Origin of the sequence: Shewanella algae, from assembly GCF_009183365.2 — a bacterium.
Lineage (GTDB): Bacteria > Pseudomonadota > Gammaproteobacteria > Enterobacterales > Shewanellaceae > Shewanella > Shewanella algae.
On the sequence record NZ_CP068230.1, the window covers coordinates 2,513,655 to 2,538,991 of the forward strand.

Sequence of the window (25,337 nt, forward strand, 5' to 3'; positions counted from 1 at the left end):
AAAGCGAATGCCGAGGCATTCGCTTTTTTATGGAACTTGTTGCAATAAAACGATTTTCGCCGGGGTTCAGCTGCTGTGCTTGGCCGCAAACGCCTGCATAAAGGCAACCAGGGCCTCAACGCCGGCCAAAGGCATGGCGTTATAGATACTGGCGCGCATCCCGCCGACAATTCTGTGCCCTTTAAGAGCCACCAAACCTGCGGCCTCCGCCTCTTTCAGGAACTCACCATTGAGCGACTCATCGGCCAATTGGAAAGTTACATTCATCCGCGAGCGGTTTTGCGCCGCCACCCCATTGCGGTAAAAGTCCAGTTCATCGATACAGGCGTAAAGCAGTTCGGCCTTGGCCTTGTTAAGCTCTGCCATCGCCTCGATACCGCCCATCCGGTGCAGCCACTCAAACACTTCGGCCGCCAGATACCAGGCAAAAGTAGGAGGAGTGTTAAACATAGAATCGTTTTCGGCCGCCAAGCGATAATCCATGATGGACGACTGTGGCATGGCCGGCAAAGCCAGCATCTCTTTACGCACTATCACTATGGCCAAACCTGAAGGACCAATATTTTTCTGTGCCCCGGCATAAATGAGTCCGTAGCGACTGACATCGATTTCACGGGACATGATAGTGGATGACATATCCGCGACTATTGGCCAGGGAGACTCCAACTCTTCAAAAATTTCGATACTATCTACCGTCTCGTTGGGGCAATAGTGCACATAGCGATACTTACCACTATCACCTTCCAGCTTAGGTAAGGTTACTTTGTTGAGTCCATTGACCTTTTCAACAATGCTCTGGCTATCAATCCTGTCATCTCCGGCCAGCTTTCTGGCCTCTGCCGTGGCCGACTTTGACCACTGACCACTCTCCAAATACAGGGCTCTGCCGTTATTGCCCAAAAAATTATTCACGACAGCCGAGAACTGACCGCGACCACCGCCATGCATAAACAGTACATGGTAATCTTCGGGAATATTCATCAGTGAGCGCAATCTGGATTCGGCAGCCTTGGTGAGATCGATAAAGGCCTGACTGCGGTGACTGATCTCCATGACGGAGACTCCGTGCCCCTGCCAGTCCAGTAATTCCTGCTGGGCTTTTTGCATTACCGCGGCCGGCAACATGGCTGGTCCGGCACAGAAATTATAAATCGTGCTCACTTCATTGTTCTCCTTGAAAAAAAGAGCGTCCAGATGGACGCTCAGATATGCTTGATGCTGTTATTCCTGCTCGGCTTCAGGTGCTTCAGGTGCTTCAGGTGCTTCGGGCGCTTGGCCTTCAGTATCCTCGGCTGCAGCTTCGGCCACTATGGGTTCGCCGTTTTCATCGAATTCCACTTCGTCTTCATCAGACTGGATTTCATCGATACGCTGTAAACCCACCACGGCCTCGTCACCGGCAGTGCGGATAATGGTCACGCCCTGGGTATTACGGCCTATAATGGAAACACCGGCCGCAGGGGTTCTCACCAGTGTGCCCTTGTCGCTGATCAGCATGATCTCATCATTGTCGCCGACCTGAACTGCACCGACTACGGCGCCGTTACGTTCGCTGACCTTGATGGAAACCACACCCTTGGTAGCACGGCTCTTGGTTGGGTATTCACTCAGCTCGGTACGCTTACCAAAACCGTTCTCTGTCACAGTCAGAATGGCGCCATCTTCTTTTGGCACTATCAGTGAAACCACTTCCTGACCGTCTTCGAGTTTGATACCGCGAACACCGGTAGCGGTACGGCCCATGGCGCGCACCTGATCTTCGCTGAAGCGTACAACCTTACCTTCGTTGGAGAACAGCATGATTTCATTGCTGCCGTCGGTCAGGTCAACGCCAATCAACTGATCACCGTCTTTCAGGTTAACGGCGATAATGCCGTTGGCTCTGGGGCGACTGTATTCGATAAGCGATGTCTTCTTCACGGTACCGTGAGAAGTGGCCATGATGACATACTTGTCGGCTTCGTATTCACGAACCGGCAGAATCGCCGTAATGTGCTCACCCTCAGACAATGGCAGCAGGTTAACGATAGGCTTACCGCGCGACTGACGACTGGCCAGCGGCAACTGATAGACCTTGAGCCAGTAGAGTTTGCCAAAGTCGGAGAAGCACAAAATGGTGTCGTGGGTATTGGCAACCAACAGTTTCTCAACGAAATCTTCGTCTTTGACCTTGGTGGCGGCCTTGCCCTTACCACCGCGGCGCTGCGCCTGGTAATCGCTCAGTGGCTGATACTTGGCATAACCCAAGTGCGACAGGGTCACTACCACATCTTCTTCGCAGATCAGGTCTTCGAGGCTGATATCCACGGCAGAAGCGTTGATCTCGGTGCGGCGTTCGTCGCCATACTGCTCGAGCACTTCTTCCAGCTCTTCTTTGATCACTTCCATCAGACGCTCTGGACTTCTGAGGATATGCAGCAATCCGGCGATCAGCTCCAGCAGCTCTTCATATTCCTGGAGGATCTTTTCGTGCTCAAGACCGGTCAGACGGTGCAGACGCAGCTCGAGGATAGCCTGGGCTTGCTGCTCTGTCAGATAGTAGAGACCATCGCGAATACCAAACTCCGGCTCCAGCCACTCAGGACGGGCTGCGTCATCACCGGCTTTTTCCAACATGCCCTGCACGTTGCCGAGCTGCCAACCGGTTTCCACCAGTTTTACTTTGGCTTCGGCCGGTGTTGGCGAGGCCTTGATCAGCGCAATCACAGGGTCGATGTTGGCCAGGGCGATAGCCAGGGCTTCCAGGATATGAGCGCGCTCGCGGGCCTTACGCAGTTCAAACACGGTTCTGCGAGTCACCACTTCACGGCGGTGCAGAATAAAGGCTTCCAGCATCTCCTTAAGGTTAAACAACTTGGGCTGACCATTGGTCAGGGCCACCATGTTGATACCAAAAGAAGTTTGCATCTGGGTCTGGGCATAGAGGTTGTTAAGCACCACCTCGGCCACTTCGCCGCGCTTGACCTCAACGACAATACGCATACCGTCTTTATCAGACTCGTCGCGCAGGCCGCTGATGCCTTCAATTTTCTTGTCTTTTACCAGCTCGGCAATCTTTTCAATCAGACGAGCCTTGTTCACCTGGTATGGGATCTCGGTAACAATGATCCGCTCGCGGCCATTGTCTTCGGTTTCCACCTCGGCACGGGCGCGCATAATCGCCTTGCCGCGGCCGGTACGGTACGCTTCCTCTATGCCCTTCTTGCCATTGATAATGGCGGCAGTCGGGAAATCCGGACCCGGGATATAATCCATCAGCTGTTCGATAGACAGCTCAGGTTCTTCGATAAGTGCCAAACAGCCTTTAACCACTTCGGTCAGGTTGTGCGGCGGAATATTGGTGGCCATACCCACGGCGATACCGGAGGAGCCGTTGACCAGCAGGTTGGGGATCCGGGTCGGCAACACGGCCGGGATCATTTCAGTGCCGTCGTAGTTGGGGACATAATCGACGGTTTCTTTCTCAAGGTCAGCCAGCAGTTGATGCGCCAGCTTTTCCATACGAATTTCGGTATAACGCATGGCCGCCGCGGCATCGCCGTCGATGGAACCGAAGTTACCTTGGCCATCCACCAAGGTGTAACGCAGTGAGAAAGGCTGTGCCATCCGCACTATGGTGTCGTATACGGCGCTATCACCATGAGGGTGATACTTACCTATCACGTCACCGACAACACGTGCCGACTTCTTATAGGGTTTATTCCAATCGTTTTTCAGCTCGTTCATCGCAAAGAGTACGCGGCGATGCACCGGCTTGAGGCCGTCGCGTACGTCTGGCAATGCCCGCCCGACGATAACGCTCATGGCGTAATCCAGATAGGAGTTCTTTAGTTCGTCTTCAATATTTATTGGCGAAATTGATAAAGCCAGATCAGTCATAAACTGCTCGATCCCCTTAAATTAGCTGACAACTTGTAATCCGTGTCATTGTCGAGCCCAACAAACGTGATTTGGCATTCTAACACAGTTATTTAATGTCGGAAGTCCTTAAAGCCGCCTTTGCAGCCAAAAACGCCAAGGGCATGATACAAGTCGCGAGCGGGGGCAGATATCACTGTCATAGACATGAGTTCCGTTGTTGTTTTTATCATCAAAAACCGAATCTTGCCGATATTTTGTGCAGCTTTTGGCCTTTAGTGCCATCGATCACATTGAGGCGCTAATTTATGCTGCCCTTCCCTATGGCTTATATGGTTATAATGGGCGCATCTTTATTATTGCTGTTTCAGGTCTGAATATGTCTTCTCAACCCAATGTCGACCCTCAGGAAATTGCCAAGTTTGAAAGTATGGCAGCCAGTTGGTGGGATCCTGCCGGTGAATTCAAGCCACTGCATGAACTCAACCCCCTGCGCCTTAATTATATAGACGCTCAATCCGGTGGTATCTTTGACAAGCTGGTACTGGATGTCGGCTGCGGCGGTGGCATTCTGTCCGAGAGCATGGCCCGCATCGGCGCCAAGGTCACCGGACTGGATATGGGCTTTGAGCCGTTGGAAGTCGCCAGGCTGCATGCACTGGAAGCAGGCGTCAGCATAGACTACCTGCAGGAAACCGCCGAAGTGCATGCCCAGAATCATCAGGGGCATTACGACACTGTTACCTGTATGGAGATGCTCGAGCATGTACCGGATCCGCAATCTGTGATCCAGGCTTGTTGTGATATGGTCAAGCCCGGAGGTTGGGTGTTCTTCTCCACCATTAACCGCAACATCATGTCCTGGGTGCAAACCATACTCGGTGCCGAGTATGTGCTGAAAATGCTGCCGGCAGGTACCCATGACCACAGTAAGTTTATCCGCCCATCCGAATTAATTGCCATGGCGGAAAACACCGAACTATTGTGCCGTGACGCGCTGGGCATCAAATACAACCCCTTGAGTGGCGTATTCAGTTACACCAAGAGCGTTGAAGTCAACTATATGATTGCCTGCCAACGCCAGGACTGATGCCATGACGCCTAAACTGCCGTTTCAAGGGATTCTGTTCGACTTGGACGGGACTCTGGTGGATACCGCCGAGGACCTGACCGAAGCACTGGCCTTGGCCCTTGCATCTCATGGGGTATCGATAGAGGATAAGCGCAAACTTCTTCGCACGCTGGCCTCTCACGGCTCGCTTGCCATGGTGCAAGCCGCCGTGCCCCAAGCCTCAGCCGAGGAACAGGAGCATCTCCGGCAAGCGATGCTCAGGGAATATGATGCGGTCAACGGCCAAAAAGCCTGTTTGTTTGAAGGCATAGAAGCCTTGCTGGACAGTGCCCTATCAAAAGCCTTGCCGCTGGGGATTGTCACCAATAAACCGGCGCGTTTTACCCGCCCCTTGTTAGAGCGCATGGGGCTGCTTAAGCGCTTTAATGCGGTGATCAGTGCCGATACAACTCTCTATCGTAAGCCCCACCCCGCCCCTATGTTGCTGGCTGCTCAGCAGCTTAACTGCACTCCTGAACGTATTCTCTATCTTGGCGATGCCGAGCGCGACATCGCCGCGGCGCAGGCGGTGAATATGCCCTCTGCCATCGCCCTTTGGGGATATCTGGCGGCCGAGGATAAACCGGTGGAATGGGGCGCCGATTGGCAGTTAAATCATCCACAGGCAGTGATGTCGCTGCCATTGTGGTAACAAGGTAAGACAAGCGCTAAATTGGCACTGTTTTCCCGAGTAGACAAGACCTTAAAGAAAGTCGCAGTCCGGATGCTGCTTTAACCGACCGGATCTGCGTGGGATCGCGGATCGCTGCTTATTTTAGCAGTCGATCACCTTGAGTGAGATCGCTTGAATTTTGACCATGACGACTGTGCGCCAGCAATGATGCCGCTTTGCGGAATCGGCCAGTCAATATCCTCAAGATATCCACAAGATATACCCAAAACTCAGGCTTGCAAAAAGTGCCATACCTCACTATCTTGTTATCCAAGATATAGAAAAACACCATATCTTGTGTATCGGTAGCAATCAGACATACTAGTCTTGCACTGGAAACTCCCGGTTAACAGAGCCCTCTCGGGCCGCCGTCGTTAACTGTTCGGTTGATTGTTTTACAAGGGAAGGTTTAATGACGCCGTCGCGTCATTTCACAGATATTACAACCAAGGCCTATCTTCAATGAATAGCACTATGACAGTTACCAAACGCAGTGGCGCACGCGAGACGATAGATCTCGATAAGATCCACCGCGTTATCACCTGGGCAGCCAAAGGATTAAACAACGTCTCGGTTTCCGAGGTGGAGTTGCGTTCTCACCTGCAGTTTTTCGATGGCATCCCCACCGAGGCCATCCATGAAACCATTATCAAGGCTGCCGCCGACCTGATCTCTCCCGACTCTCCGGACTATCAGTTCCTGGCCGCTCGCCTTGCTGTTTTTCATTTGCGTAAGAAGGCCTTTGGTCAGTTTGAGCCGCCAAAACTGTACGATCATGTCAGCAAGTTGGTCGCCATGGGCAAGTACGACAAGCATGTGCTGGAAGACTACAGCCGTGAAGAGCTGGATGTGCTCGACAGCTATATCGACCATTGGCGCGATATGAACTTCTCCTATGCCGCCGTCAAACAGCTGGAAGGCAAGTATCTAGTGCAAAACCGTGTGACTCATGAAGTCTACGAAAGTGCCCAGTTCCTCTATATTCTGGTGGCCGCTTGCTTGTTTGCCCGTTATCCGAAGGAAACCCGGCTGCAGTATGTCAAAGACTTCTATGATGCGGTCTCTACCTTCAAGATCTCTTTGCCGACCCCTATCATGTCCGGTGTGCGTACGCCGACCCGTCAGTTCAGCTCTTGCGTGTTGATCGAGTGTGACGACAGCCTGGATTCCATCAATGCCACGGCCTCTTCCATCGTCAAGTATGTCAGTCAGAGAGCCGGTATCGGTGTGAATGCCGGCCGCATTCGCGCTCTGGGAAGCCCTATTCGTGGTGGTGAAGCCTTCCACACAGGTTGTTTGCCTTTCTACAAGTATTTCCAGACTGCGGTTAAATCCTGCTCCCAGGGCGGCGTTCGCGGCGGTGCTGCAACTCTGTTCTACCCTATCTGGCACCTGGAAGTTGAATCGCTGCTGGTACTGAAAAATAACCGTGGTGTTGAAGACAACCGTATCCGTCACCTGGACTACGGCGTACAGATCAACAAGCTGATGTATCAGCGGATGATCAAAGGTGAGAACATCACCCTGTTCAGCCCATCGGACGTTCCCGGCTTATATGACGCCTTCTTTGCCGATCAGGACGAGTTTGAGCGCCTGTATGTGAAATATGAGCAGGACCAGAGCATTCGCAAGAAGACCCTAAAAGCGGTCGAGCTCTTCTCGCTGATGATGCAGGAGCGTGCCTCCACCGGCCGTATCTATGTGCAGAACGTGGATCACTGTAACACCCACAGTCCGTTCAACGCCGAAGTGGCCCCTGTGCGTCAGTCCAACCTGTGTCTTGAGATTGCCCTGCCAACCAAGCCACTGAACAATATTGACGACCCAAATGGTGAAATCGCCCTTTGTACTCTGTCAGCACTGAACCTGGGTGCGATAAAAGACTTGGGCGAACTGGAAGGCCTTGCCGATTTGGCTGTGCGCGCCCTGGATAACCTGCTGGACTACCAGGACTACCCTATTCCTTCTGCCAAGACGGCATCGATGAACCGCCGCACTCTGGGTATCGGGGTCATCAACTTCGCCAACTATCTGGCCAAGAACGGCGTGAAATACTCTGACGGCAGCGCCAACGGCCTGACCCACAGAACATTTGAAGCCATACAGTACTACCTGCTCAAGGCCTCGATGAATCTGGCCAAAGAGCTGGGTGCCTGCCCGCTGTTCCATGAGACCACTTATTCTCAGGGGATCATGCCGGTAGATACCTACAAGCGGGATCTGGACAAGATTTGTGATGAGCCGCTGCACCTGGATTGGGATGCTCTGCGTCACGATATCAAGCAGCATGGCCTGCGTAACTCGACTCTGTCGGCACTGATGCCGTCAGAGACCTCTTCGCAGATCTCCAACGCCACCAATGGTATTGAGCCTCCACGCGGCCTTATCAGCGTCAAGGCCAGTAAAGATGGCCAGCTCAAGCAAGTGGTGCCCGATTATGAAGAACTCAAGGACAAGTACGAGCTGCTGTGGCAGATGCCCGGCAACGATGGTTACCTGCAGTTGGTTGGTATTATGCAGAAGTTTGTCGATCAGGCGATTTCGGCCAATACCAACTATGACCCATCCAAGTTTGAAAGTAACAAGGTTCCGATGAAGCTGCTGCTCAAGGATCTGTTGACCGCCTACAAACTCGGGGTCAAGACCCTTTACTACCACAACACCCGTGATGGTGCTTCCGACAAATTCGATGACATTACCAGCATCGAGAAGGAAGACGACGGTTGTGCCGGCGGCGCCTGCAAGATTTAAGCAGGATTAAGTAACAAGTTCGGGGCCCAGGTGGCCCCGTTGTTTGGAAAGAGTAGATCATGGCTTATTCAATTTTTTGTCAAACCCCCAACGATGCCACCCGCGAACCTATGTTTCTCGGTCAGGCGGTTAACGTGGCCCGTTACGATCAACAGAAGTACGAAGTATTCGAGAAACTGATCGAAAAGCAGTTGTCTTTCTTCTGGCGCCCGGAAGAAGTGGATGTCAGCCGCGACAAAATCGATTTCGGCGCCCTGCCGGATCATGAAAAGCATATCTTCCTCTCCAACCTCAAGTACCAAACCCTGTTGGACTCGATTCAGGGCCGGAGCCCCAATGTGGCTTTCCTGCCACTGGTGTCCCTGCCTGAGCTGGAAACCTGGATTGAAACCTGGTCCTTCTCCGAGACCATTCACAGCCGTTCCTACACTCATATCATCCGCAATATTGTCAACGACCCATCCGTGGTGTTCGATGACATAGTGGTCAATGAGGAGATCCTCAAGCGCGCCGGCGATATTGCCGAGTATTATGACCGCCTTATCGAGCTGACTCAGCTGTATCACCTGCATGGTGAAGGCAAGTTTGACGTCAACGGTCGCACGCTTGAAGTCACTACCCGCACCATCAAAAAAGCCCTCTATCTGTGCATGATGTCGGTCAATGCGCTTGAAGCGATACGTTTTTACGTCAGCTTCGCCTGCTCCTTTGCCTTTGCCGAGCGCAAACTGATGGAAGGCAACGCCAAAATCATTCGCCTGATCGCCCGCGATGAAGCTTTGCATCTGAACTCGACCCAACACATTATCAACCTGATGCAGGGTGGCAAAGATGACCCTGAGATGGGTGAAATCGCCAAAGAGTGCCAGCAGGAAGCTTACGATCTGTTCCTGCGCGCCGCCGAGCAGGAAAAGGCTTGGGCCAAGTACCTGTTCAAGGATGGTTCCATGATAGGCCTGAACGAAACCATTCTCTGCCAGTATGTGGAGTTCATTACCAATCAGAGAATGAAAGCGGTTAACCTGGGCGCACCATACAGTGAGCAGAGCGATCCCCTGCCCTGGATGAAAAACTGGCTGGAGAGCGATGCCGTACAGGTCGCGCCTCAGGAAGTGGAAGTATCATCCTACCTGGTCGGCCAGATAGACTCGGCTGTCGACGACGATGAGTTCTCCGACTTTGACCTTTAACAAAGCCCCTATCGTGCTGCTGCGCGGAGAGCCCCTGCTGCTGTATACCACAGAGCACAGGACTCTCCTAGCAGCGCTCGAAGCCCGTAAGGTGAGCATTTTTTCCGAGTGCCGCAGCGGGTTTTGCGGCGCCTGCAAGACCCGGGTGCGCAGTGGCGCGGTCACTTACCTGACCACGCCATTGGCCGAGTTACAGGCGGATGAATGTCTGCCCTGCTGCTGTGTGCCCACGGAAGATCTGGACTTGGATCTCTCCAGCGAAGGCGCCGACATGCCGCTGCTGCGGGTTAAACACTTAGCCTGACACAAGCGCAAAAAACACCGTCAATGGCAGATATCCTACAGTCAAACAAGCGTTTTTTCGTTGTAAATCCTGCCTGACTCCGGTACTCTGCCGGACTTATGAAATCAGACTCAAGTTATTCATTCAAAAGTCTTTATTGCGCTTTTGATCGCTACCCTCTGCCCAAAGGCGCTTCGACCCATATACGTTATATGGCGTCAACCCTGTTTGCCTTCCAGTCCCCTGGTATGCTCTATCTGCAAGGTGATCCCCAGATGCCTTCCTGGCAGCAGGAAACCCTGTCACTCGGCAGCAACCCCAGCGAGGTAAGCAGTGAGGTCAGTATCGTCAGGCACCAGCTAAACCCAAGCTCGGGCAATAACGTGCTTGCCAAGGCGCTGGACTATGCCAATCAGCTTGGGGCACTGCTCAGGCAAAATCGCGATACCTTGACATTGGCGCAGTTTCGCGACCCCTGGGCGGGGGTGCCTTTACTGGATCATCGCAAGGACAATCCAGCGCTCAAGCTCGTCTATGAGGTCAATGCCCTGCCCAGCATAGAGCTGCCTATTCACCTGTCGCTGCCGCGAAAAACCCTGGCCAAAATCAGCGCCTGGGAGCAGCGTTGCCTGGATGGTGCCGATCTGATTGTGACCCCATCAAAACTCACGGCTGTCGGCCTTGAAAAACGCACTTCCACTCCAGTAGTCTATCTGCCAAACGGCGCCGAGTTGCCGCCTGCCGAGCCATTGCGGCAAGCAGAGGATGCGAGTCTGCCCAGGCTCATCTATTTTGGTGCTGCCCAGCGCTGGCAGGGGCTTAGGGATCTGCTCAAAGCTTTTGCCTTGGTGCGTCAGCAGTTGGAGGTCCGGCTGGATCTCTGCCTGTCACTCGAAAATCGCCAGGCCCGGCAGGTAAAGGCCTGGCTCAAGTCCATGGAACTGGAAGATTGTGTTTCGCTGCATTTCGGGCTGGACCAAGCAAGCCTCAGGCAAAAAATTCAGGCCGCGAGCGCATCTTTGGCGCCGCTCACGCCCTGCAGGCGCAACATGCTTCAGGGATGCTGCCCTTTGAAAGTGCTCGAATCCATGGCTTGCGGCACCGCAGTTATCGCCTCGGATCTGCCGGTTATTCGTGAGCTGGTAACCCATGAAAAGCATGGGCTCTTGGTTCCCCCCTCCAGGCCCTCCGAGCTCGCCAGAGCCTGTATTGAGCTGCTCAGTCAACCGGCCAAGGCCAAAGATTTGGGACTCAAGGGCCAACAAAGGGTGACAGAGCAGTTCCAATGGCAACAGATCTGCGCTCAGCTCAGCGACTTGTATATACAACTGAGCCAAGGCCCAATGCAAGCTACCGCTTAATAGCTACTCGTTTAATAGCACCTGTTTAATGTCAAGGAAACGATATGGAAACAGCCATAAACCCTTTTAACGCCCCGCTTCACTACTGGCGAATGCGCAAAGTGTTCAAGCAGTTAACCCCGGCGGAGCAGGAATTTATCCGCACCAAGAAGTTGGATGCAACCCATTCGACCCAGCACTGGTTACTGTTTCTCAAGCGTCTGACCCGATTGGATCGTATGGGCAGCCCATTGAGACGCCAGTTTCGCCGCAGCCGCAATTGGTTGATAGGTTTCACTGTTGTCAGCATATTCCTGCCCGTGCCTCACCTGGTGGTGTATACCTTGGTGGGTTTGACTCTGGCCTCTATATTACTGCTTCACAGCTGTAACCGTATGGACGTCAACGACAATGTGCGTACCGGTCTTATCAAGTTAATGCAGGTATTGGCGATGGAGACCAACAGCGTGCAGCTGAAACTGGATCTCGAATCCATACATAAACGTAAGCCGGCCCGAACCGAAAAGCCCGAGAAGAGCACCCAACTGGCCTACTTTGAAGTGCCACTGTTGCAATTTAGGGCCAAACTCAAAGACGGCAATGAGCTGCAACTGCGGGTGGATGATGTTATCTGTCGTCGTAAACGCACCCGTCGCAACGCCCGAGGCAAGGTCAAAACCAAGATCAAGTACAAGGGACGGCGCAGCATTCGCAGCTGCCTGACCTTGAATCCTGATCACTACCATCTGCGTAAAACCAAACTGGCACCAACGAGCAAGGCACAGACTCAAAACGGCATCACCAAGGTGAAATCCAACTCCACCTTTAAATTTATCGGTGAGTCACGTTTGATGGATGCCGAGAATATTCTCAGAACCATCGCCAAGTCCTATCAACAGACCAGTATTCGAGCCAGGGGATAATATGAGTCAGTGTCAGCTAAAAATCGGTTTTTTCACCCTCAGCCCTTGCGGCCAACCTGCCGTTGGCAGTTGCAGTGAGTGCCAAGCCAGTGTCTGCGAACATCACCTGGATCCCAAAACCGGTCTGTGTTTTCAGTGCGCTGCCAAACCCTTGAAGGTCGGTAAGGAAGTCTATGAAGATCCGCGCTCAGGCACCAAGTATGAGCAATTGAGCCTACAAGGCGTTAAACCTGAAGATCCGCTTGCCGGTTTCGCCCTCAAACAACTGTATCTCGGCAGTGCCTGGTACCAACTGCACACCAAACACGGCAGTTACAACAAGGAGTTTGATGCCGAGGACTTTGCCGCTTTTGAGCTCCCTGTCGATGAAGATGATGAGCAGTTGCCGGATTACGAGTATCGGGATATCTATGACAGCTAACCCCAGGCTACTGTGGCTGACTCAACACTACCCGCCGGCCAAAGGCGGCATGGCATTGTCCTGCGATAGACTGGTGCGCCATTTGCGGCGGCTTGGGGTACATATCACCCTTTATCATTTACGCGCCGGCGGCCTGGAAAAGGAGACCGGCTATTTTGCCGAGCAGGGTTGCGATCACAGCTTCCCCATGGGTACAAACCCGGCGCACTCGATCAACCTTCTATGGCACAAGCTGGAAGGTGAATATGATGCTGTCGTTGCCTATGGCTATCCCTTCTCCATGCATGCCGGGCGAGTCTTTGCCGCCTGGCTTGGGCTACCGCTCATCACATTGCTGCGCGGCAACGACTTCGACTTGAGTATTCTCGATCATCGTCGCTATCAAGTGCTGCAGGATACGCTGCAAGCCAGCGCGCTGGTATTGACCGTCAGCGCCGACAAGGCAAAGCGGGTCAAAGCCCTGTGGCCGCAAGTCAGAGTGCACAACATGAGTAATGGCCTGGATAGCGAACGTTGGCAACCATTGCCGCTGGACAAAGAGCAAGCCAAAGCCTGGCGTTCCAATAACCTGGAAAATCCCAGTCAGCCTGTGATTGGCCTTTTCGGCCATTTGAAAGAGAAAAAAGGTTTGGCCTTTTTTATCGAGACCTTTAAACGCAGCCCCTTGGTACACAACTGCCATCTGTTGTTGATTGGCGAGCTGGATGAAAGCGCCGCCGAGCTGTTGCAGACACTGCCCGAGGGCAGTTACACCCTGGAGCCGTTTCTTGACAGGTATCAGCTGATAAGCCGTTATCTGGTATGCGACCTTATCGCTATTCCCTCTTTCTATGAGGGAACCCCCAATGTGCTGCTGGAGGCGGCGGCGCTTAACATCCCTGTGCTCGGCGCCTGCTGCGGCGGTATGGCCGATCTTATCTTCGACAGCCTGCATCAGCGCGAAAAGCATGTCTTTGATGGCCGTTTGACTGACAGTGACGCGGCCCATAATCTCCGCGGCCAAACGGACTCAGGTTATCTGTTTCATCCAACTTCGGCGGAATCGCTTTTGGATGCGTTGGTGCGTTGGCAAACCGATACGGCTTCGATTCGCGCCGCCAAGAGCCAGGCCTTGTACCAAACAGTACTGAGTCAATGCAGCGCCGAGGCTGAAGCCGAGCGTTATTTGGCTGCCATCAAGACGCTGGTCGCTCAAACGGCGAGTCACTGATGCTTATCTATTACGCCCCCGGCGGCGGGCTCGGGCACTTGAGCCGGGCGCTGAAAGTGCTCGGCTTTATCAAGGCGCAGCAAGCGTTGGTGATCACAAGTCCGCTGCCGTTAGCGGTCGACACGCTGTTACCAAAGGGCATTCAACACATAAGCCTGCCTACCAGGCTTCAAAGCCGAGCTGAACTCAGCACCTGGCTCAAGCAGTTACTCGCATCGCTCAACAAGCAACAAGCGTGTCGGCTCATGCTGATAGATGCCTTTCCCGGGGGCATTTGGGGCGAGCTTGGTGATATCCCCTTGCCTGGCAAACTTGTCTATATCGCCAGATTGCTCAACTGGAATGTCTATCGCCAGCGCGTTGCCCATATTCCCCGTTTTCAGCAAATCTGGTTTTGTGAATGGCCGACCCCGGAGCAGGAACAGGCGCTCTCCAATCAAACGGGCCAACGCTTCTGGCTGCCGTTACTCGGCGAAGACAAGTCCCAAGATGCAACCCCAAATGGTCTTGAAAAGCCTAAACAGACTCTGGTGATCCACTCGGGAAGCCTTGCCGAGCAGGCTTTGCTGCTTGAACACGCCGCAAAGGCGGGGGAAGAGATAGATATTATTGCGCCGCCGCGCCCAAGCGCCGATGCATGCTTTAATAACAAACCCATTGATAGCAAACCCCTTGATAAGAGTGCTCTGAGCGACTTCAACAACTGCAACAACAAAGAACACAAACCCGGATTAACCCGGCTGCAGCTGTACCCGGCCTCAGATATCGGCTGGCAGTATCAAAGGGTTATCTGTGGCGGTGGCTTCAACCTGGTGAGCGAATATATCCTTCATCCCGGCGCCCTCTTCGTGCCCCTGACCCGAGCACTGGATTTGCAGCGGCTGCGCATCGAACGCGGCTTGGGCGGTTTTTTACCGCCGCCCGGGTTGAGCTCAGTGCCGAAAGATATTCTCAAGCGGCTTTGAAACGCTCATACTCATATAGTGGTGCTAGCGGAGCTTGTCACTCAAGGCTGTGACTCGGCTATCCGGGCGTGAATACGGTTGACCTCCAGCAAAGCTGCACTGCCGTACCAGGCTTTAAGTTCCATGGTAAGGCTACCGGCCTGAACCGCAGGATCGCTGGCCGTCAAGGCTTCAGCCTCAGCCAGACTGGCGACATCAAAGATATAAATCCCCCGCCACTCGCCGCCATCGATAAAGGGCCCGGCTAACACGAGTTTGCCCTCATGCACCAAGCGCTGAATATGGTTCATGTGCGCTCTTTGAAGCTCGGCGCGCTGTTCTTTGCTGCCACTTCGATTGGGCCCCGCCTTTAAAAACGCCATCACATAACGTTTCATACCATATTGATCGGCACCGAGTGCATGGGCCAGCGCCTTATCATAGGGAGGCGTTTCAACGGAAACCGGATTATCTGCACCAGCGGCGGTTGCCACTAAACTCGAGCCGGTCAACAGCGACAGCGCGCAGCAACTCGCCATGGTAGTTTTCATCATTGATATCTCTCCAATCCGATGCTGTTGTGTGTCAGCTTTTCGACAATAAGGTTATAAGTAAAGCAAAAAAATCCCCGCCGTGGCGGGGAGTTAAGCCCGGTTAGAGACTAGATCCTCATCGCCAATTCTGCACCCTGACGAATGGCGCGTTTGGCATCCAACTCGGCAGCGACATCCACGCCGCCAATGAGGTGCATTGGCAAGCCGCACTCTTCCAATTCCGGCAACAGCACACGGTTGGATTCCTGACCAGCGCAGATCACCACAGTATCCACAGGCAGCAGCTGCGGCTTGTCATCAATCAGTATGTGCAATCCCTGGTCATCAAAGCGCTCATAGCTGACCCCACTGAGCTCTGTCACCTTGTGCTGCTTAAGCACCATGCGATGGATCCAGCCCGTGGTCTTACCTAAGCCTTTACCCAGCTTGCTCTTCTTGCGTTGCAACAAATACAGCTCTCTGGCCGGGGCATGCGCCTGGGCTTGTTTGGCCAGTCCGCCGCGCTCGGCGTAACTTGTGTCTATGCCCCACTGACGATACCAGCGCTCCGGCTCCAGCGTGCTGGACTCCTGCTCGCCGAGGAAATGCGCCAAGTCAAAACCTATGCCGCCGGCGCCGATAAGTGCCACTCGCTGGCCGACTTCCACCTCTCCCCGCAGCACCTGTTGATAGCTGACCACCTTGGGAGAATCAAACCCGGGCAAGTTGAGCTCTCTTGGCACGACACCACTGGCAACCACCAACTCATCAAAAGGTTCATCCCTGAGCACCGAGGCGTTGAGCGGCGTATTCAAACGCAAGTCCACCTTAAAATGTGCGAGGCGATTCTTGAAGTAGCGTATGGTTTCGTTGAATTCCTCTTTACCTGGGATCTTGCGCGCCAGGTTAAACTGGCCACCGACTTCATCTCGGGCTTCAAACAAGGTCACCTTGTGCCCCCGCTCAGCGGCGTAGACAGCAAATGCCATCCCAGCCGGGCCCGCGCCCATCACAGCCAGGCGTTTGGGTGACTCAGTCTTGGGGAAATTAATTTCTGTCTCATAGCAGGCTCTTGGATTAACCAGGCAAGTAGCACGCTTGAGCGAGAAGGTATGATCGAGACAAGCCTGATTACAGCCGATGCAGGTATTGATGGCTTCGCTTTGATTGGCCGCGGCTTTGTTGACAAACTCAGGATCGGCCAGGAAAGGCCTGGCCATAGACACCATACCCGCCTGCCCCGAGGCGAGGATCTGCTCGGCTATCTCAGGCGTATTGATCCTGTTGGTAGCCACCAAAGGAACACTGAGTTCTTTTTTCAAACGTTCTGTGACCCAGGCAAAGGCGCCTCTGGGTACGCTGGTGGCTATGGTCGGGATCCTGGCTTCATGCCAACCTATGCCGGTATTGATGATAGTGACACCGGCTTGTTCCAGCGCTTTGCCGAGCTCAATGACCTCCTCAAGGCTTGAGCCCTTGTCGACCAGATCCAACATAGACAGACGAAAGATAATGATGAACTCGGGCCCAACCTTGGCGCGGATAGCGCGAACAATTTCCAGTGGCAGGCGAATACGGTTGGCAAAACTGCCGCCGTAATCATCGCTGCGCTGATTGACCCGCTCACAGATGAACTGATTGATGAGATAGCCTTCAGAGCCCATCACCTCCACGCCATCATAACCGGCCCGTTTGGCCAGTTCGGCAGAGGTGGCATAATCCTTTATGGTGCCGCGGATTTGCCGCAAAGACATGGCGCTCGGCGTAAATGGGGTAATGGGTGACTTGACCTTGCTCGGTGCCAGCGAAAAAGGATGATAGCCGTAACGGCCGGCATGAAGGATCTGCATACAGATCTTGGCGCCGCCCTCATGTACAGCGCGGGTAACGATTTTGTGTTTGCCCACTTGCCAGGGAAAGCTCAGCTGACAGGCATTGGGGGCCAAACGACCGCGAAAGTTTGGCGCTATGCCGCCGGTGACAATCAACCCCACACCACCCAGCGCCCGCTCCTTGTAGAAGTGTGCCAGTTTCTCAAAACCACCCTTTTCTTCTTCCAACCCGGTATGCATGGAACCCATGAGTACCCGGTTTCTCAGCTGGGTAAACCCCAGATCCAAGGGTTCTAATAAGTGAGGAAAGCCCGACATTAAAACATCCTTTTTAAACAAGTGATTTAAATCAGCATAACCTGAGCCGCCATCAAGCTCAACATAAAGCATTGGCCGCCGGCGCCTCATCAGCTAACGCAGTGAAAGCTCAGGAATAAAATCACTTACAAATGTATTTTCCCGTTGCAGCTATTTTCAGTTAGCATTAACGGAATGCATGGAAAAATGGAGTGGCTATGTCCGCAAAACCCCTGACAACCAAGAATACCCTGATGTTGATCTGGAATGTGATCAACTTCATTCGCAAGCTGGTGTTGAACATAGTGTTCTTCCCGCTATTCTTCATCGCTTTGATAGCCGTGGTCATCGCCATGGTCAGCAGTGATGAAATCCAAGTTGAGGATGGCTCGGCGCTGGTACTGAACCTGGCCGGCGGCATAGTGGATCAAAAGCGCCAGGTTGACCCGTTCGAGGCGATGTTAAGCCAAAGCAAAGGACCCGATGTCAACGGCGAAATCTTATTGAGTGATGTGCTCTATACCATTAACAGCGCCACCAATGACAAGCGGATCAAGGCTCTGGTATTGGATCTGTCCGAGTTGCAATACGGTGGTCTGAGTAAGCTCAGCGCCATAGGCCAAGCACTCAACGAATTCAAAGATAGTGGCAAGCCTGTGGTTGCCATAGGTAACTATTATGATCAGAATCAGTATTTCCTGGCGAGTTTTGCCGATACTGTTTACCTCAACCCTGAGGGCATGGTGGCGGTAGATGGCCTGAGCCGCTATCGCCAATACTATAAATCGGCCCTGGATAAGTTAAAAATCAAGGCGCACATTTTCCGTGTCGGCACTTTCAAGTCAGCGGTTGAGCCTTTTATCCGTGATGACATGTCAGAGGCGGCCAAGGAAGCCAACTCTGTACTGCTCAACGACATCTGGGGCAGTTACACAGACACTGTGGCCGCCAATCGCGGCATAGACAAATCCAGCCTGGGCCTTAATGCCACAGCTTATTTGGCAGAGCTGGAACAAGCCGATGGCGATTCCGGAACCATGGCGGTTAACCTCAAGTGGGTTGATAAACTGGCCAGCGCTGAAGATTTCCGCCTGGCGATGTTGGACCTGGTAGGCAAAAGCAAGGAAGGAGATAGCTTCAAGCAGGTCAGCTACTACGACTATGCCAAGCTGATGGCACCACTGCCGGCGCTGGTACCCACCGAAGGAGTAGGCATCATAGTGGCCAAGGGTAATATTCTCAACGGCAGTCAACCTGCCGGTGATATCGGCGGTGAAAGTACCTCTGCCCTGCTGCGTAAGGCCCGCTTCGATGACACTATCAAGGCCGTAGTGCTCAGGGTCGACAGCCCCGGCGGCAGCGCCTTTGCTTCCGAGCAAATTCGTCAGGAAGTGCTGGCATTGAAGAAAGCCGGTAAGCCTGTGGTAGTCAGCATGAGCAGCATGGCGGCCTCCGGTGGTTACTGGATTTCGGCCAGCGCCGATTATATCTATGCCAACCCCACTACCCTGACCGGATCCATCGGCATTTTCGGCATGATAACCACCTTCGAGGACTCTCTGTCTTCAATCGGTGTCAATACTGATGGGGTGGCCACCTCCGACTGGGCCGGTCTCTCTGTTACCCGGCCACTTTCCGATGGCGTCAAGGCGGTGATTCAACGTCATATCGAGCGCGGCTACAAAGACTTTATCTCGCTGGTCGCCAACGAGCGCAATATGACGCTGGAGCAGGTGGATAAGATTGCCCAGGGCCGCGTCTGGTCCGGCAAGAAAGCCCTGGAGCTGGGTCTAGTGGATGAACTGGGCGATCTCGATAGCGCCATCGCCAAGGCCGCCGAAATGGCCGGACTGGATAAGTTCGATAGCCGAGTGATAGAGCAGGAGCTGACACCTGAGCAACTCTTCATTCAGGAGATGTTCGCCAGTGTCTCCGCTTATCTGCCACACAGCGTCAAGCAGTCCAGCGTGCTGGAAAAACTGCTGACTCAATGGAGCAAGGTACTGGAAGAGTTTGCCGCCTTTGACGACCCTAACGGCGTCTATCTCTACTGCGATAACTGCAGTTACTGATAATCCTGAAAGCCCGGCTCGCCGGGCTTTTTTGTGCCTTATGCTGCCGGGCTTGATTTGCTATAATCCGGCCTCTCTTTTGCCCCAGTGAAAACGAAAGCCAGATTATGAACAAAAAAAAGTCCATCTATGTCGCATACACGGGCGGCACCATAGGGATGCAAAAAACCAGTAACGGCTTTGCCCCGGTCGCCGGCTTCCTGACAGAATGCGTCAACTCCATGCCGGAGTTTTTTCATGAAGAGATGCCGACGTTCGTGATCCAGGAATATTGTCCGCTGATAGACTCTTCCAATATGGCCCCCAGCCACTGGCAGATGATAGCCGACGACATTCAGGCCAACTATGACAAGTATGATGGCTTTGTCATTCTTCACGGCACCGACACCATGGCGTTTACCGCATCGGCACTGTCTTTCATGCTGCAGGATCTCGGTAAGCCGGTTATCGTCACCGGCTCGCAAATTCCGCTGTCACAGCTGCGCTCAGACGGCCAGACCAATCTGCTCAATGCCTTGTATATCGCGGCCAATTATCCGGTTGCCGAGGTTTGCCTGTTCTTCAACAATAAACTATTCCGCGGCAACCGCACTACCAAGGCCCATGCCGACGGCTTCGATGCCTTTGCCTCGCCGAACTTCCCTTTATTGCTGGAAGCCGGGATCAAAATTCGCCTGCGGGCCGGAAAAATTGCGCCGCTCTGCGATAAGCCCTTGAAAGTGGCGCCCATTACTCCTCATCCCATAGGTGTGGTCACTCTGTATCCCGGGATCTCCACCGAGGTATTCAACAACATACTGCAGCAACCGGTAAAAGCCCTGATATTACTGACCTATGGTGTCGGCAATGCACCGCAGGATCCCGCCTTGCTGGAAACCCTCAAACGGGCCAACGACAAGGGCACTGTGCTTATTAATCTGACCCAGTGTCTGCAGGGAAAAGTCAATATGGGCGGTTATGCCACAGGCAACGCCCTGGCCAAGGCAGGCGTTATCAGTGGCGCCGATATGACTACGGAAGCCGCCTTGACCAAGTTGCACTACCTGCTCTCCCAAGGGCTGGGCACAGAAGAGATAAGACGGCAGATGCAGCAAAACCTCTGTGGCGAACTCACGGCAGACTGAATTTAATTGATAGCAAAAAGCCCTGTATATACAGGGCTTTTTTATAAATAGAATCCTAGTAATTAATTAAAGATCAGATTCTTTGAATTCAGCAATACTCTCACCGCGAAACTGCTTTTTCAGCTGCGCCTTGGACAGCTCGTTGATCTGCCCACCGGCGCCTATGGTGAAGTGCTCGGTTTGATCCAAACGCCTGGCTTGGTAGAGCATCACCAGTTGCAGCGTGTTTTCCCGCTGCTCCTCGGTCAGCACAGTACCATCTTCCCACTTACCTATCTCGGCGGCTCTGCGCAGTCTTTCATAGACTTCAACCGGCATCTCTTCAATCACTTTGTTGATATCTGTCATACACTTTTCCGCTTGTGCAAAATAATACGTACCCGGGTTATCAGGTAACCCACAAAACCGAACGTAAAGCAGACGGCACCGGCGATAGCTCGATTGCCTTCGGCGACTTCTCCCCCCCAAAACCAGATGACCACCCCGGCGATAAACAGGGTCAAGGCCAAAAAGCTCTGGTTCATCAGTTTGGTCGACTGCTGAATATGGCTGATCCTCGACAGCGACTCGGTGTTGGGTCCCAGTTTGGAACTGCAGTGTGGGCAACTGGGTGCCTTACTGGAGATCCGCTTGTGGCATAAAGGGCATTCAACCAGTGCCATAGCTGCTCCTTACCTGAGTTTGTCCACGACGGCCAGCATGGCGGTCAAAGAGGCTTCACCCAGGTACAGGCAACGCTCGGGGGACCAGCCCACCAGCGGATCGGCCAGATTATCATTGTCTTTAAAAGGCATTTCCAGAGTATTTGACAGGCAGTTGAAGGTTTCGCCGACCCAGTTGGAACCTATGGTCAGGTTGGCCTTGCCTGGTTCGTCATTTTCATAGCCATGTTCGCTCTGGAAATCCGGGCTAACCAGCAAGAGCGCCGAGGCAAATTCCTGCTGCAGCTGAGTCAAGCGCTCATCCCAACAAGGAATGCCTTCACAGCCTGCCAGGAACACATAAGGCAGACCTTCATCACCGTGGACGTCATAGAAGAGGTCCACGCCGGTTTCTTTCATCTTTTGTACCACATGGTACACCTCGGGGCTCTTCTCAAGGCTTGGCGTTTGCCACTCACGATTTAGGTTAACACCGGCGGCATTGGTACGCAGATGGCCTCTGACGCTGCCGTCCGGATTCATGTTGGGTACAACATAGAAATTGGCCTTATCCAGCAACTGTTTGGAGACAGGGTCATCCGAGTCCAGCAATCGATACAGCAAACCTTCCACCAGCCATTCGGCCATGGTTTCCCCTGGGTGCTGACGGGCTGTGATCCAGATATTGCGCTTGCTGTTATCGCCGTCACCCACCTTGACCAGCGTCAGATCGCGACCATCCAAGGTCAGACCCAGGTGCTCCAGGCTCACTTCAGGATGCACCTGTACTGCACTGAGCAGGTCCAGGTGGCGTTCATAACTGTAAGGTGCAAAATAGGCTATCTGAATCGCATCGGCGTCCAATTCCACATTGATACTCAATTTGCCGTCATCATACTTGGTCGGCAGGCGGAACCAGTGCTGGCGATCATAGCTGGCAACGGCCTGATAGTTCTCCCAACCTTTGGGATAGGAAGCGCTGCCGGCATTGATGATATTGAGGGTGTAGCTGTTTCCTACCTGGCCTTCAAAACGGAAATTGAACCACTGGTAGAACTCTCCGCCCTGATCCGGGCGGATCGCCAGTCTGATGTCGTCCTTGTTATCAAGACTGATGACCTGAATATTGCCACCATCAAAATTCGCGCTGATCCGCATGATGTTTTCCTTCATTGCTTTTATAGGGTGTGGAGCCTGGGAAGGCTCACGCAAGTGGGCTATAGGATAAACCAAATCGGCCGCGCTTGAAAACGCGGCCGAAATAGGCTCTGGTATTCGAGGGGGAAATCAGTGGGGTTTAAAGCATCTTACCAAAGGCTGAAGCTGTATCCCTGACCGCGCACCGTATTGATAAGGCTTCTTGGCAAACGGGTCTGTTCCAGTTTTCGCCGGGTATTGGAGATATGCATATCCAGATTACGGTCAAACCGCCCCAGTTCTTTTTTCAGCACTCGTCGCTGCAGCTCCTGCTTGGTAACCACTTGTCCCTTGCGTTCAAACAGGTACTTAAACAGGCGAAATTCTGTCTGGGTCAAGGATAGCTGCTGATCGGCAATGGCCACAGTGTAATCAGTTTCGTCAAACTGAATATGTTTGTTGAGCGTAAGATCGGCGGTGTCCTGCCCTTTACTGATATTGATCCTTCTTATGAGCGCCTGAATCCGCACCAGCAGTTCTTTGACACTAAATGGCTTGCTCAGAAAATCGTCTGCCCCCAGTTCATAACCTTTGATCCTTTCTTCTTCACTGTCGATAGCCGAGATCACTATGACAGGAGTGTTGTCCTTACGGGCAAGCAACATCTCAAAGCCATTGAGTTTGGGCATCATTAAGTCGAGCAAGATAACATCCGGAGTAAAAGTGTCGAGTCTCATCAGCGCATCCAAACCATCAGCGGCACAAACAACATCGTGCCCCTCGCCCTCCAGTGCTTCTTTGAGCAAGTCCCTGAACTCCAGGTCATCATCCACTAATAAAATTTTCGTCATTTCCGTCAACACAATTCTCAAATAAGAACCATTACCATTTACGTTAACATAGTTAACCTAACCGAGCTAGCAAAATCCTCCTTTAGTACTGGCTAAAGTGCGCAGGATCACACAGAAGGAATAATGAAAAAGGGACAGATGGTCAAACTGTCCCTATAGGCAATTGGGCAAGCGGCGATCAGGCCCTCTCTTCTGACGTAAGCCATGCAGTACAAGGCTTACGCCGGCCTTTGCTACTTGTCTTGCATCAATTGGCTGATGTACTTGACCGGGGCACTGCCATAGCTGAGGAAGCTTTCGTGGAACCTCTTGAGATCAAACGCCTTGCCTTGCTGCTGTTTGAGCTCTTCCCTTAAGTCGTAAATTTCACGATATCCGGCGTAATAGCTGGTCAACTGTACCTGGCTCAGTGTTGCCCGGCGCCATTTACCTTCCGCCTCGGCTTGCTGCTGGAAGGCTTCTTCCGTCATCAGCTTGATGGCCTGCTCTTCAGTCATCCCCTTGACCTGAATGCTGTAGTCCAGAATGGTGTTGCAAATCACCCTGAGGTTCCACTTGTAGTACATCAGCCACATTTCCGGCTCAAAGTTGCCATAGCCCTGTTCCAGCATCATACGCTCGGCATAAACGGCCCAACCTTCCACCATGGCACCGTTGCCAAACAGGCTCTTGACCAGGCTCGGTGACTCATTGGAATACACCAGCTGGGTGTAATGGCCGGGGATCGCCTCATGTATGTTCAGTACCTGCAATATCCAGTGGTTATATTCGCGCAAGTAACTTTCGGCCTGCTCGTCGGTCATGTCATCGAGGGGAGTCACGTTGTAATAGGTGTTGCCGCCCTTCTCATAAGGACCGGGAGCACTGATGGAGGCTCCGGCAAAACCCCGCATATATTCAGGTGTTTCCCTGACCACCAAAGGCTTTTTCGGATCCAGAGTCACCAAGTCGTGTTGATTGACAAACTTCACCAGCTCGGGGATCTGCGCCCTCACCTCGGCCACAAAATCTTCCCGCTTTACATGCCGGGCCGAAAGCTTGTCGATCAACTGCCTGATAGCCTTCTTCTCGTCTTGCGGCTTGGGCTCCTGGAAATACTTGCTCCAGAGCTTATCGGTAATTTTCGCCATTTCGCCCTGAACCCTGGCCTTATCGGCCAGCGCTTTTTCATAGAGGGCCTTGGCGCTCATACCAGCCTGAATATCGAAGGCAAACTTCTCCTCATAAAGCGCTTCACCTATCCGGAAACTACGGCTGCCTTCGCGCTTGAGCTGCTGCTCCAGCTGTTTTAGAAATTGGATATGCCCTTCGATGGCCGCTACGGCTTTATCCATTCTTTGCTTGAATAACGCCTTTTCATCAGCGTTCAGGCCGGAGGCGTTCACCTTGGCGAGCAGCTCATCGGACAATACGGTAAAGGCACCCTGATTTTGCATTATGGCCAACTCTGTATGCTCCAGAGTAGGATTATCTATGTTTTGCTGCGCCGCCAGGTAATAGGCCGGCACATTTTCCAATCGGCCCAATGCAGAGCGCAACCTTTGATCCAAAGGTGCAAAGTCCTCACTGATGATTTGCGCAAAACCACCGGCCACATTGTAACTGGATGGGTCCCACTGCCAGGACTTGAAGCGCTTGATTTCCCACTCCATGCTGCCGAGGACATTTTCAATCAAACGATAGTCAATCAGGTTGGCCGCTGTCAGCGCCGCAAAATCAAAGCTCGCCATCTTGGCGCGCTGTTGCTGAATAAAGTTCAACGTCGCGGTGCGGCTGTTCGCATCCGGTACCAGGAGTTTGCCATCGTATTGATGAAAGCCGTTATAGAGTGCCCAGGTCGGCGCAACCTGCCATAGCGAATCGATAAAGCTTTGACTGAACGCACTGAACGCTTGGTTCTGATCTTGTTTTACAGCAGCAGAGACTTTGGACGCCATCGCCTCGGGAGAGCCTTGGGTTTGGCATGCAGACAGCCCTGTCAGCGCCAATGACACCGCCAGGCAAAGGGTGAGTTTTTTCATATTATTTTCCTTCCCGGCACCCGTTTGTTGGAAATTTGAATTCTTATCGGTTTTTCGGGTGCATAGTGCGCAAGTAAATCATGGACGCGACGACTTTTCAGCAATTGTTGCTAAAGAGACATGCT

Annotated in this window: 21 protein-coding genes; 12 read left to right on the forward strand and 9 right to left on the reverse strand. The window is 53.0% G+C overall.

Going from position 1 to position 25,337, the window contains the following annotated elements; translation table 11 throughout:
* Positions 1-66 precede the first annotated feature (66 nt).
* The gene (gene serC, locus E1N14_RS11190; protein WP_062793721.1) at positions 67-1,161 is read right to left on the reverse strand and encodes a 3-phosphoserine/phosphohydroxythreonine transaminase; all 1,095 of its coding nucleotides are present in this window, start codon (positions 1,159-1,161) and stop codon (positions 67-69) included.
* A 60-nt stretch (positions 1,162-1,221) separates the two neighbouring features.
* Positions 1,222-3,879 carry a DNA topoisomerase (ATP-hydrolyzing) subunit A gene (gyrA, locus tag E1N14_RS11195; RefSeq protein ID WP_025010417.1) on the reverse strand — a complete coding sequence of 886 codons (2,658 nt, stop codon included), beginning with the start codon at positions 3,877-3,879 and terminating at the stop codon, positions 1,222-1,224.
* Positions 3,880-4,237: 358 nt separating this feature from the next.
* On the opposite strand from gyrA, the gene ubiG reads away from it, so the two are divergent.
* From ubiG to E1N14_RS11245, 10 genes are all read left to right on the forward strand, one after another.
* The gene (gene ubiG / locus E1N14_RS11200) at positions 4,238-4,948 is read left to right on the forward strand and encodes a bifunctional 2-polyprenyl-6-hydroxyphenol methylase/3-demethylubiquinol 3-O-methyltransferase UbiG (RefSeq protein ID WP_025010418.1); all 711 of its coding nucleotides are present in this window, start codon (positions 4,238-4,240) and stop codon (positions 4,946-4,948) included.
* A gap of 4 nt (positions 4,949-4,952) precedes the next feature.
* Positions 4,953-5,621, forward strand: a complete 669-nt coding sequence (locus E1N14_RS11205; protein ID WP_062793722.1) for an HAD family hydrolase — start codon at positions 4,953-4,955, stop codon at positions 5,619-5,621.
* 483 nt (positions 5,622-6,104) lie between these two features.
* On the forward strand, positions 6,105-8,393 hold the full coding sequence (gene nrdA, locus E1N14_RS11210; RefSeq protein ID WP_025010420.1) for a class 1a ribonucleoside-diphosphate reductase subunit alpha: 2,289 nt from the start codon (positions 6,105-6,107) through the stop codon (positions 8,391-8,393).
* A 59-nt stretch (positions 8,394-8,452) separates the two neighbouring features.
* Positions 8,453-9,583 carry a class Ia ribonucleoside-diphosphate reductase subunit beta gene (nrdB, locus tag E1N14_RS11215; RefSeq protein WP_025010421.1) on the forward strand — a complete coding sequence of 377 codons (1,131 nt, stop codon included), beginning with the start codon at positions 8,453-8,455 and terminating at the stop codon, positions 9,581-9,583.
* Positions 9,558-9,887: a class I ribonucleotide reductase maintenance protein YfaE gene (gene yfaE / locus E1N14_RS11220; protein WP_037436974.1), complete on the forward strand. Its 330-nt coding sequence runs from the start codon at positions 9,558-9,560 to the stop codon at positions 9,885-9,887. Before nrdB ends, yfaE begins: the two co-directional genes overlap by 26 nt.
* 98 nt (positions 9,888-9,985) lie before the next feature.
* Positions 9,986-11,227 (forward strand): glycosyltransferase family 4 protein, encoded by a 1,242-nt coding sequence (locus E1N14_RS11225; protein ID WP_081782920.1) that lies wholly within the window; start codon positions 9,986-9,988, stop codon positions 11,225-11,227.
* 44 nt (positions 11,228-11,271) lie between these two features.
* Positions 11,272-12,129, forward strand: a complete 858-nt coding sequence (locus E1N14_RS11230) for a hypothetical protein (RefSeq protein ID WP_062793723.1) — start codon at positions 11,272-11,274, stop codon at positions 12,127-12,129.
* Between the two features lies 1 nt (position 12,130).
* Positions 12,131-12,550 (forward strand): hypothetical protein, encoded by a 420-nt coding sequence (locus E1N14_RS11235; RefSeq protein ID WP_025010425.1) that lies wholly within the window; start codon positions 12,131-12,133, stop codon positions 12,548-12,550.
* Positions 12,540-13,760: a glycosyltransferase family 4 protein gene (locus E1N14_RS11240; RefSeq protein WP_025010426.1), complete on the forward strand. Its 1,221-nt coding sequence runs from the start codon at positions 12,540-12,542 to the stop codon at positions 13,758-13,760. The genes E1N14_RS11235 and E1N14_RS11240 overlap by 11 nt, the downstream gene beginning before the upstream one ends.
* Positions 13,760-14,725 (forward strand): hypothetical protein, encoded by a 966-nt coding sequence (locus tag E1N14_RS11245; protein WP_025010427.1) that lies wholly within the window; start codon positions 13,760-13,762, stop codon positions 14,723-14,725. Before E1N14_RS11240 ends, E1N14_RS11245 begins: the two co-directional genes overlap by 1 nt.
* 41 nt (positions 14,726-14,766) lie before the next feature.
* On the opposite strand, the gene E1N14_RS11250 is transcribed toward E1N14_RS11245, so the two are convergent.
* Both E1N14_RS11250 and E1N14_RS11255 read right to left on the reverse strand, forming a co-directional pair.
* A complete protein-coding gene (locus E1N14_RS11250; protein WP_062793724.1) occupies positions 14,767-15,258 on the reverse strand; it encodes a YciI family protein in 492 nt (163 codons plus the stop codon).
* 107 nt (positions 15,259-15,365) lie between these two features.
* On the reverse strand, positions 15,366-17,387 hold the full coding sequence (locus E1N14_RS11255; RefSeq protein WP_037436986.1) for an oxidoreductase: 2,022 nt from the start codon (positions 17,385-17,387) through the stop codon (positions 15,366-15,368).
* A 197-nt stretch (positions 17,388-17,584) separates the two neighbouring features.
* On the opposite strand from E1N14_RS11255, the gene sppA reads away from it, so the two are divergent.
* Together sppA and ansA are read left to right on the forward strand one after the other, a co-directional pair.
* A complete protein-coding gene (sppA, locus tag E1N14_RS11260) occupies positions 17,585-19,438 on the forward strand; it encodes a signal peptide peptidase SppA (RefSeq protein WP_025010429.1) in 1,854 nt (617 codons plus the stop codon).
* A gap of 107 nt (positions 19,439-19,545) precedes the next feature.
* Complete coding sequence (gene ansA / locus E1N14_RS11265) at positions 19,546-20,562, forward strand: asparaginase (protein ID WP_025010430.1); 1,017 nt, start codon at positions 19,546-19,548, stop codon at positions 20,560-20,562.
* Between the two features lie 66 nt (positions 20,563-20,628).
* On the opposite strand, the gene E1N14_RS11270 is transcribed toward ansA, so the two are convergent.
* The 5 genes from E1N14_RS11270 to E1N14_RS11290 form a co-directional block, all read right to left on the reverse strand.
* On the reverse strand, positions 20,629-20,910 hold the full coding sequence (locus tag E1N14_RS11270; RefSeq protein ID WP_025010431.1) for a YeaC family protein: 282 nt from the start codon (positions 20,908-20,910) through the stop codon (positions 20,629-20,631).
* Complete coding sequence (locus E1N14_RS11275; RefSeq protein WP_025010432.1) at positions 20,907-21,224, reverse strand: hypothetical protein; 318 nt, start codon at positions 21,222-21,224, stop codon at positions 20,907-20,909. The genes E1N14_RS11270 and E1N14_RS11275 overlap by 4 nt, the downstream gene beginning before the upstream one ends.
* Positions 21,225-21,233: 9 nt before the next feature.
* A complete protein-coding gene (locus tag E1N14_RS11280) occupies positions 21,234-22,361 on the reverse strand; it encodes a M14 family metallopeptidase (protein ID WP_062793725.1) in 1,128 nt (375 codons plus the stop codon).
* 149 nt (positions 22,362-22,510) lie between these two features.
* Positions 22,511-23,191 (reverse strand): response regulator transcription factor, encoded by a 681-nt coding sequence (locus tag E1N14_RS11285; RefSeq protein ID WP_025010433.1) that lies wholly within the window; start codon positions 23,189-23,191, stop codon positions 22,511-22,513.
* A 233-nt stretch (positions 23,192-23,424) separates the two neighbouring features.
* Positions 23,425-25,212 carry a DUF885 domain-containing protein gene (locus E1N14_RS11290; protein ID WP_062793726.1) on the reverse strand — a complete coding sequence of 596 codons (1,788 nt, stop codon included), beginning with the start codon at positions 25,210-25,212 and terminating at the stop codon, positions 23,425-23,427.
* Positions 25,213-25,337 lie beyond the last annotated feature (125 nt).

Excerpts from the sequence above, each read along its gene's own strand:
- E1N14_RS11230 (WP_062793723.1), top strand. The coding sequence starts at position 11,272 with ATGGAAACAGCCATAAACCCTTTTAACGCCCCGCTTCACTACTGGCGA.
- ubiG (WP_025010418.1), top strand. The coding sequence starts at position 4,238 with ATGTCTTCTCAACCCAATGTCGACCCTCAGGAAATTGCCAAGTTTGAA.
- E1N14_RS11280 (WP_062793725.1), bottom strand. The coding sequence starts at position 22,361 with ATGCGGATCAGCGCGAATTTTGATGGTGGCAATATTCAGGTCATCAGT.
- nrdB (WP_025010421.1), top strand. The coding sequence starts at position 8,453 with ATGGCTTATTCAATTTTTTGTCAAACCCCCAACGATGCCACCCGCGAA.
- sppA (WP_025010429.1), top strand. The coding sequence starts at position 17,585 with ATGTCCGCAAAACCCCTGACAACCAAGAATACCCTGATGTTGATCTGG.
- E1N14_RS11225 (WP_081782920.1), top strand. The coding sequence starts at position 9,986 with ATGAAATCAGACTCAAGTTATTCATTCAAAAGTCTTTATTGCGCTTTT.
- ansA (WP_025010430.1), top strand. The coding sequence starts at position 19,546 with ATGAACAAAAAAAAGTCCATCTATGTCGCATACACGGGCGGCACCATA.
- E1N14_RS11235 (WP_025010425.1), top strand. The coding sequence starts at position 12,131 with ATGAGTCAGTGTCAGCTAAAAATCGGTTTTTTCACCCTCAGCCCTTGC.
- E1N14_RS11275 (WP_025010432.1), bottom strand. The coding sequence starts at position 21,224 with ATGGCACTGGTTGAATGCCCTTTATGCCACAAGCGGATCTCCAGTAAG.
- E1N14_RS11290 (WP_062793726.1), bottom strand. The coding sequence starts at position 25,212 with ATGAAAAAACTCACCCTTTGCCTGGCGGTGTCATTGGCGCTGACAGGG.
- E1N14_RS11250 (WP_062793724.1), bottom strand. The coding sequence starts at position 15,258 with ATGATGAAAACTACCATGGCGAGTTGCTGCGCGCTGTCGCTGTTGACC.
- yfaE (WP_037436974.1), top strand. The coding sequence starts at position 9,558 with ATGAGTTCTCCGACTTTGACCTTTAACAAAGCCCCTATCGTGCTGCTG.
- E1N14_RS11255 (WP_037436986.1), bottom strand. The coding sequence starts at position 17,387 with ATGTCGGGCTTTCCTCACTTATTAGAACCCTTGGATCTGGGGTTTACC.
- E1N14_RS11245 (WP_025010427.1), top strand. The coding sequence starts at position 13,760 with ATGCTTATCTATTACGCCCCCGGCGGCGGGCTCGGGCACTTGAGCCGG.
- E1N14_RS11240 (WP_025010426.1), top strand. The coding sequence starts at position 12,540 with ATGACAGCTAACCCCAGGCTACTGTGGCTGACTCAACACTACCCGCCG.
- gyrA (WP_025010417.1), bottom strand. The coding sequence starts at position 3,879 with ATGACTGATCTGGCTTTATCAATTTCGCCAATAAATATTGAAGACGAA.
- E1N14_RS11205 (WP_062793722.1), top strand. The coding sequence starts at position 4,953 with ATGACGCCTAAACTGCCGTTTCAAGGGATTCTGTTCGACTTGGACGGG.
- nrdA (WP_025010420.1), top strand. The coding sequence starts at position 6,105 with ATGAATAGCACTATGACAGTTACCAAACGCAGTGGCGCACGCGAGACG.
- E1N14_RS11270 (WP_025010431.1), bottom strand. The coding sequence starts at position 20,910 with ATGACAGATATCAACAAAGTGATTGAAGAGATGCCGGTTGAAGTCTAT.
- E1N14_RS11285 (WP_025010433.1), bottom strand. The coding sequence starts at position 23,191 with ATGACGAAAATTTTATTAGTGGATGATGACCTGGAGTTCAGGGACTTG.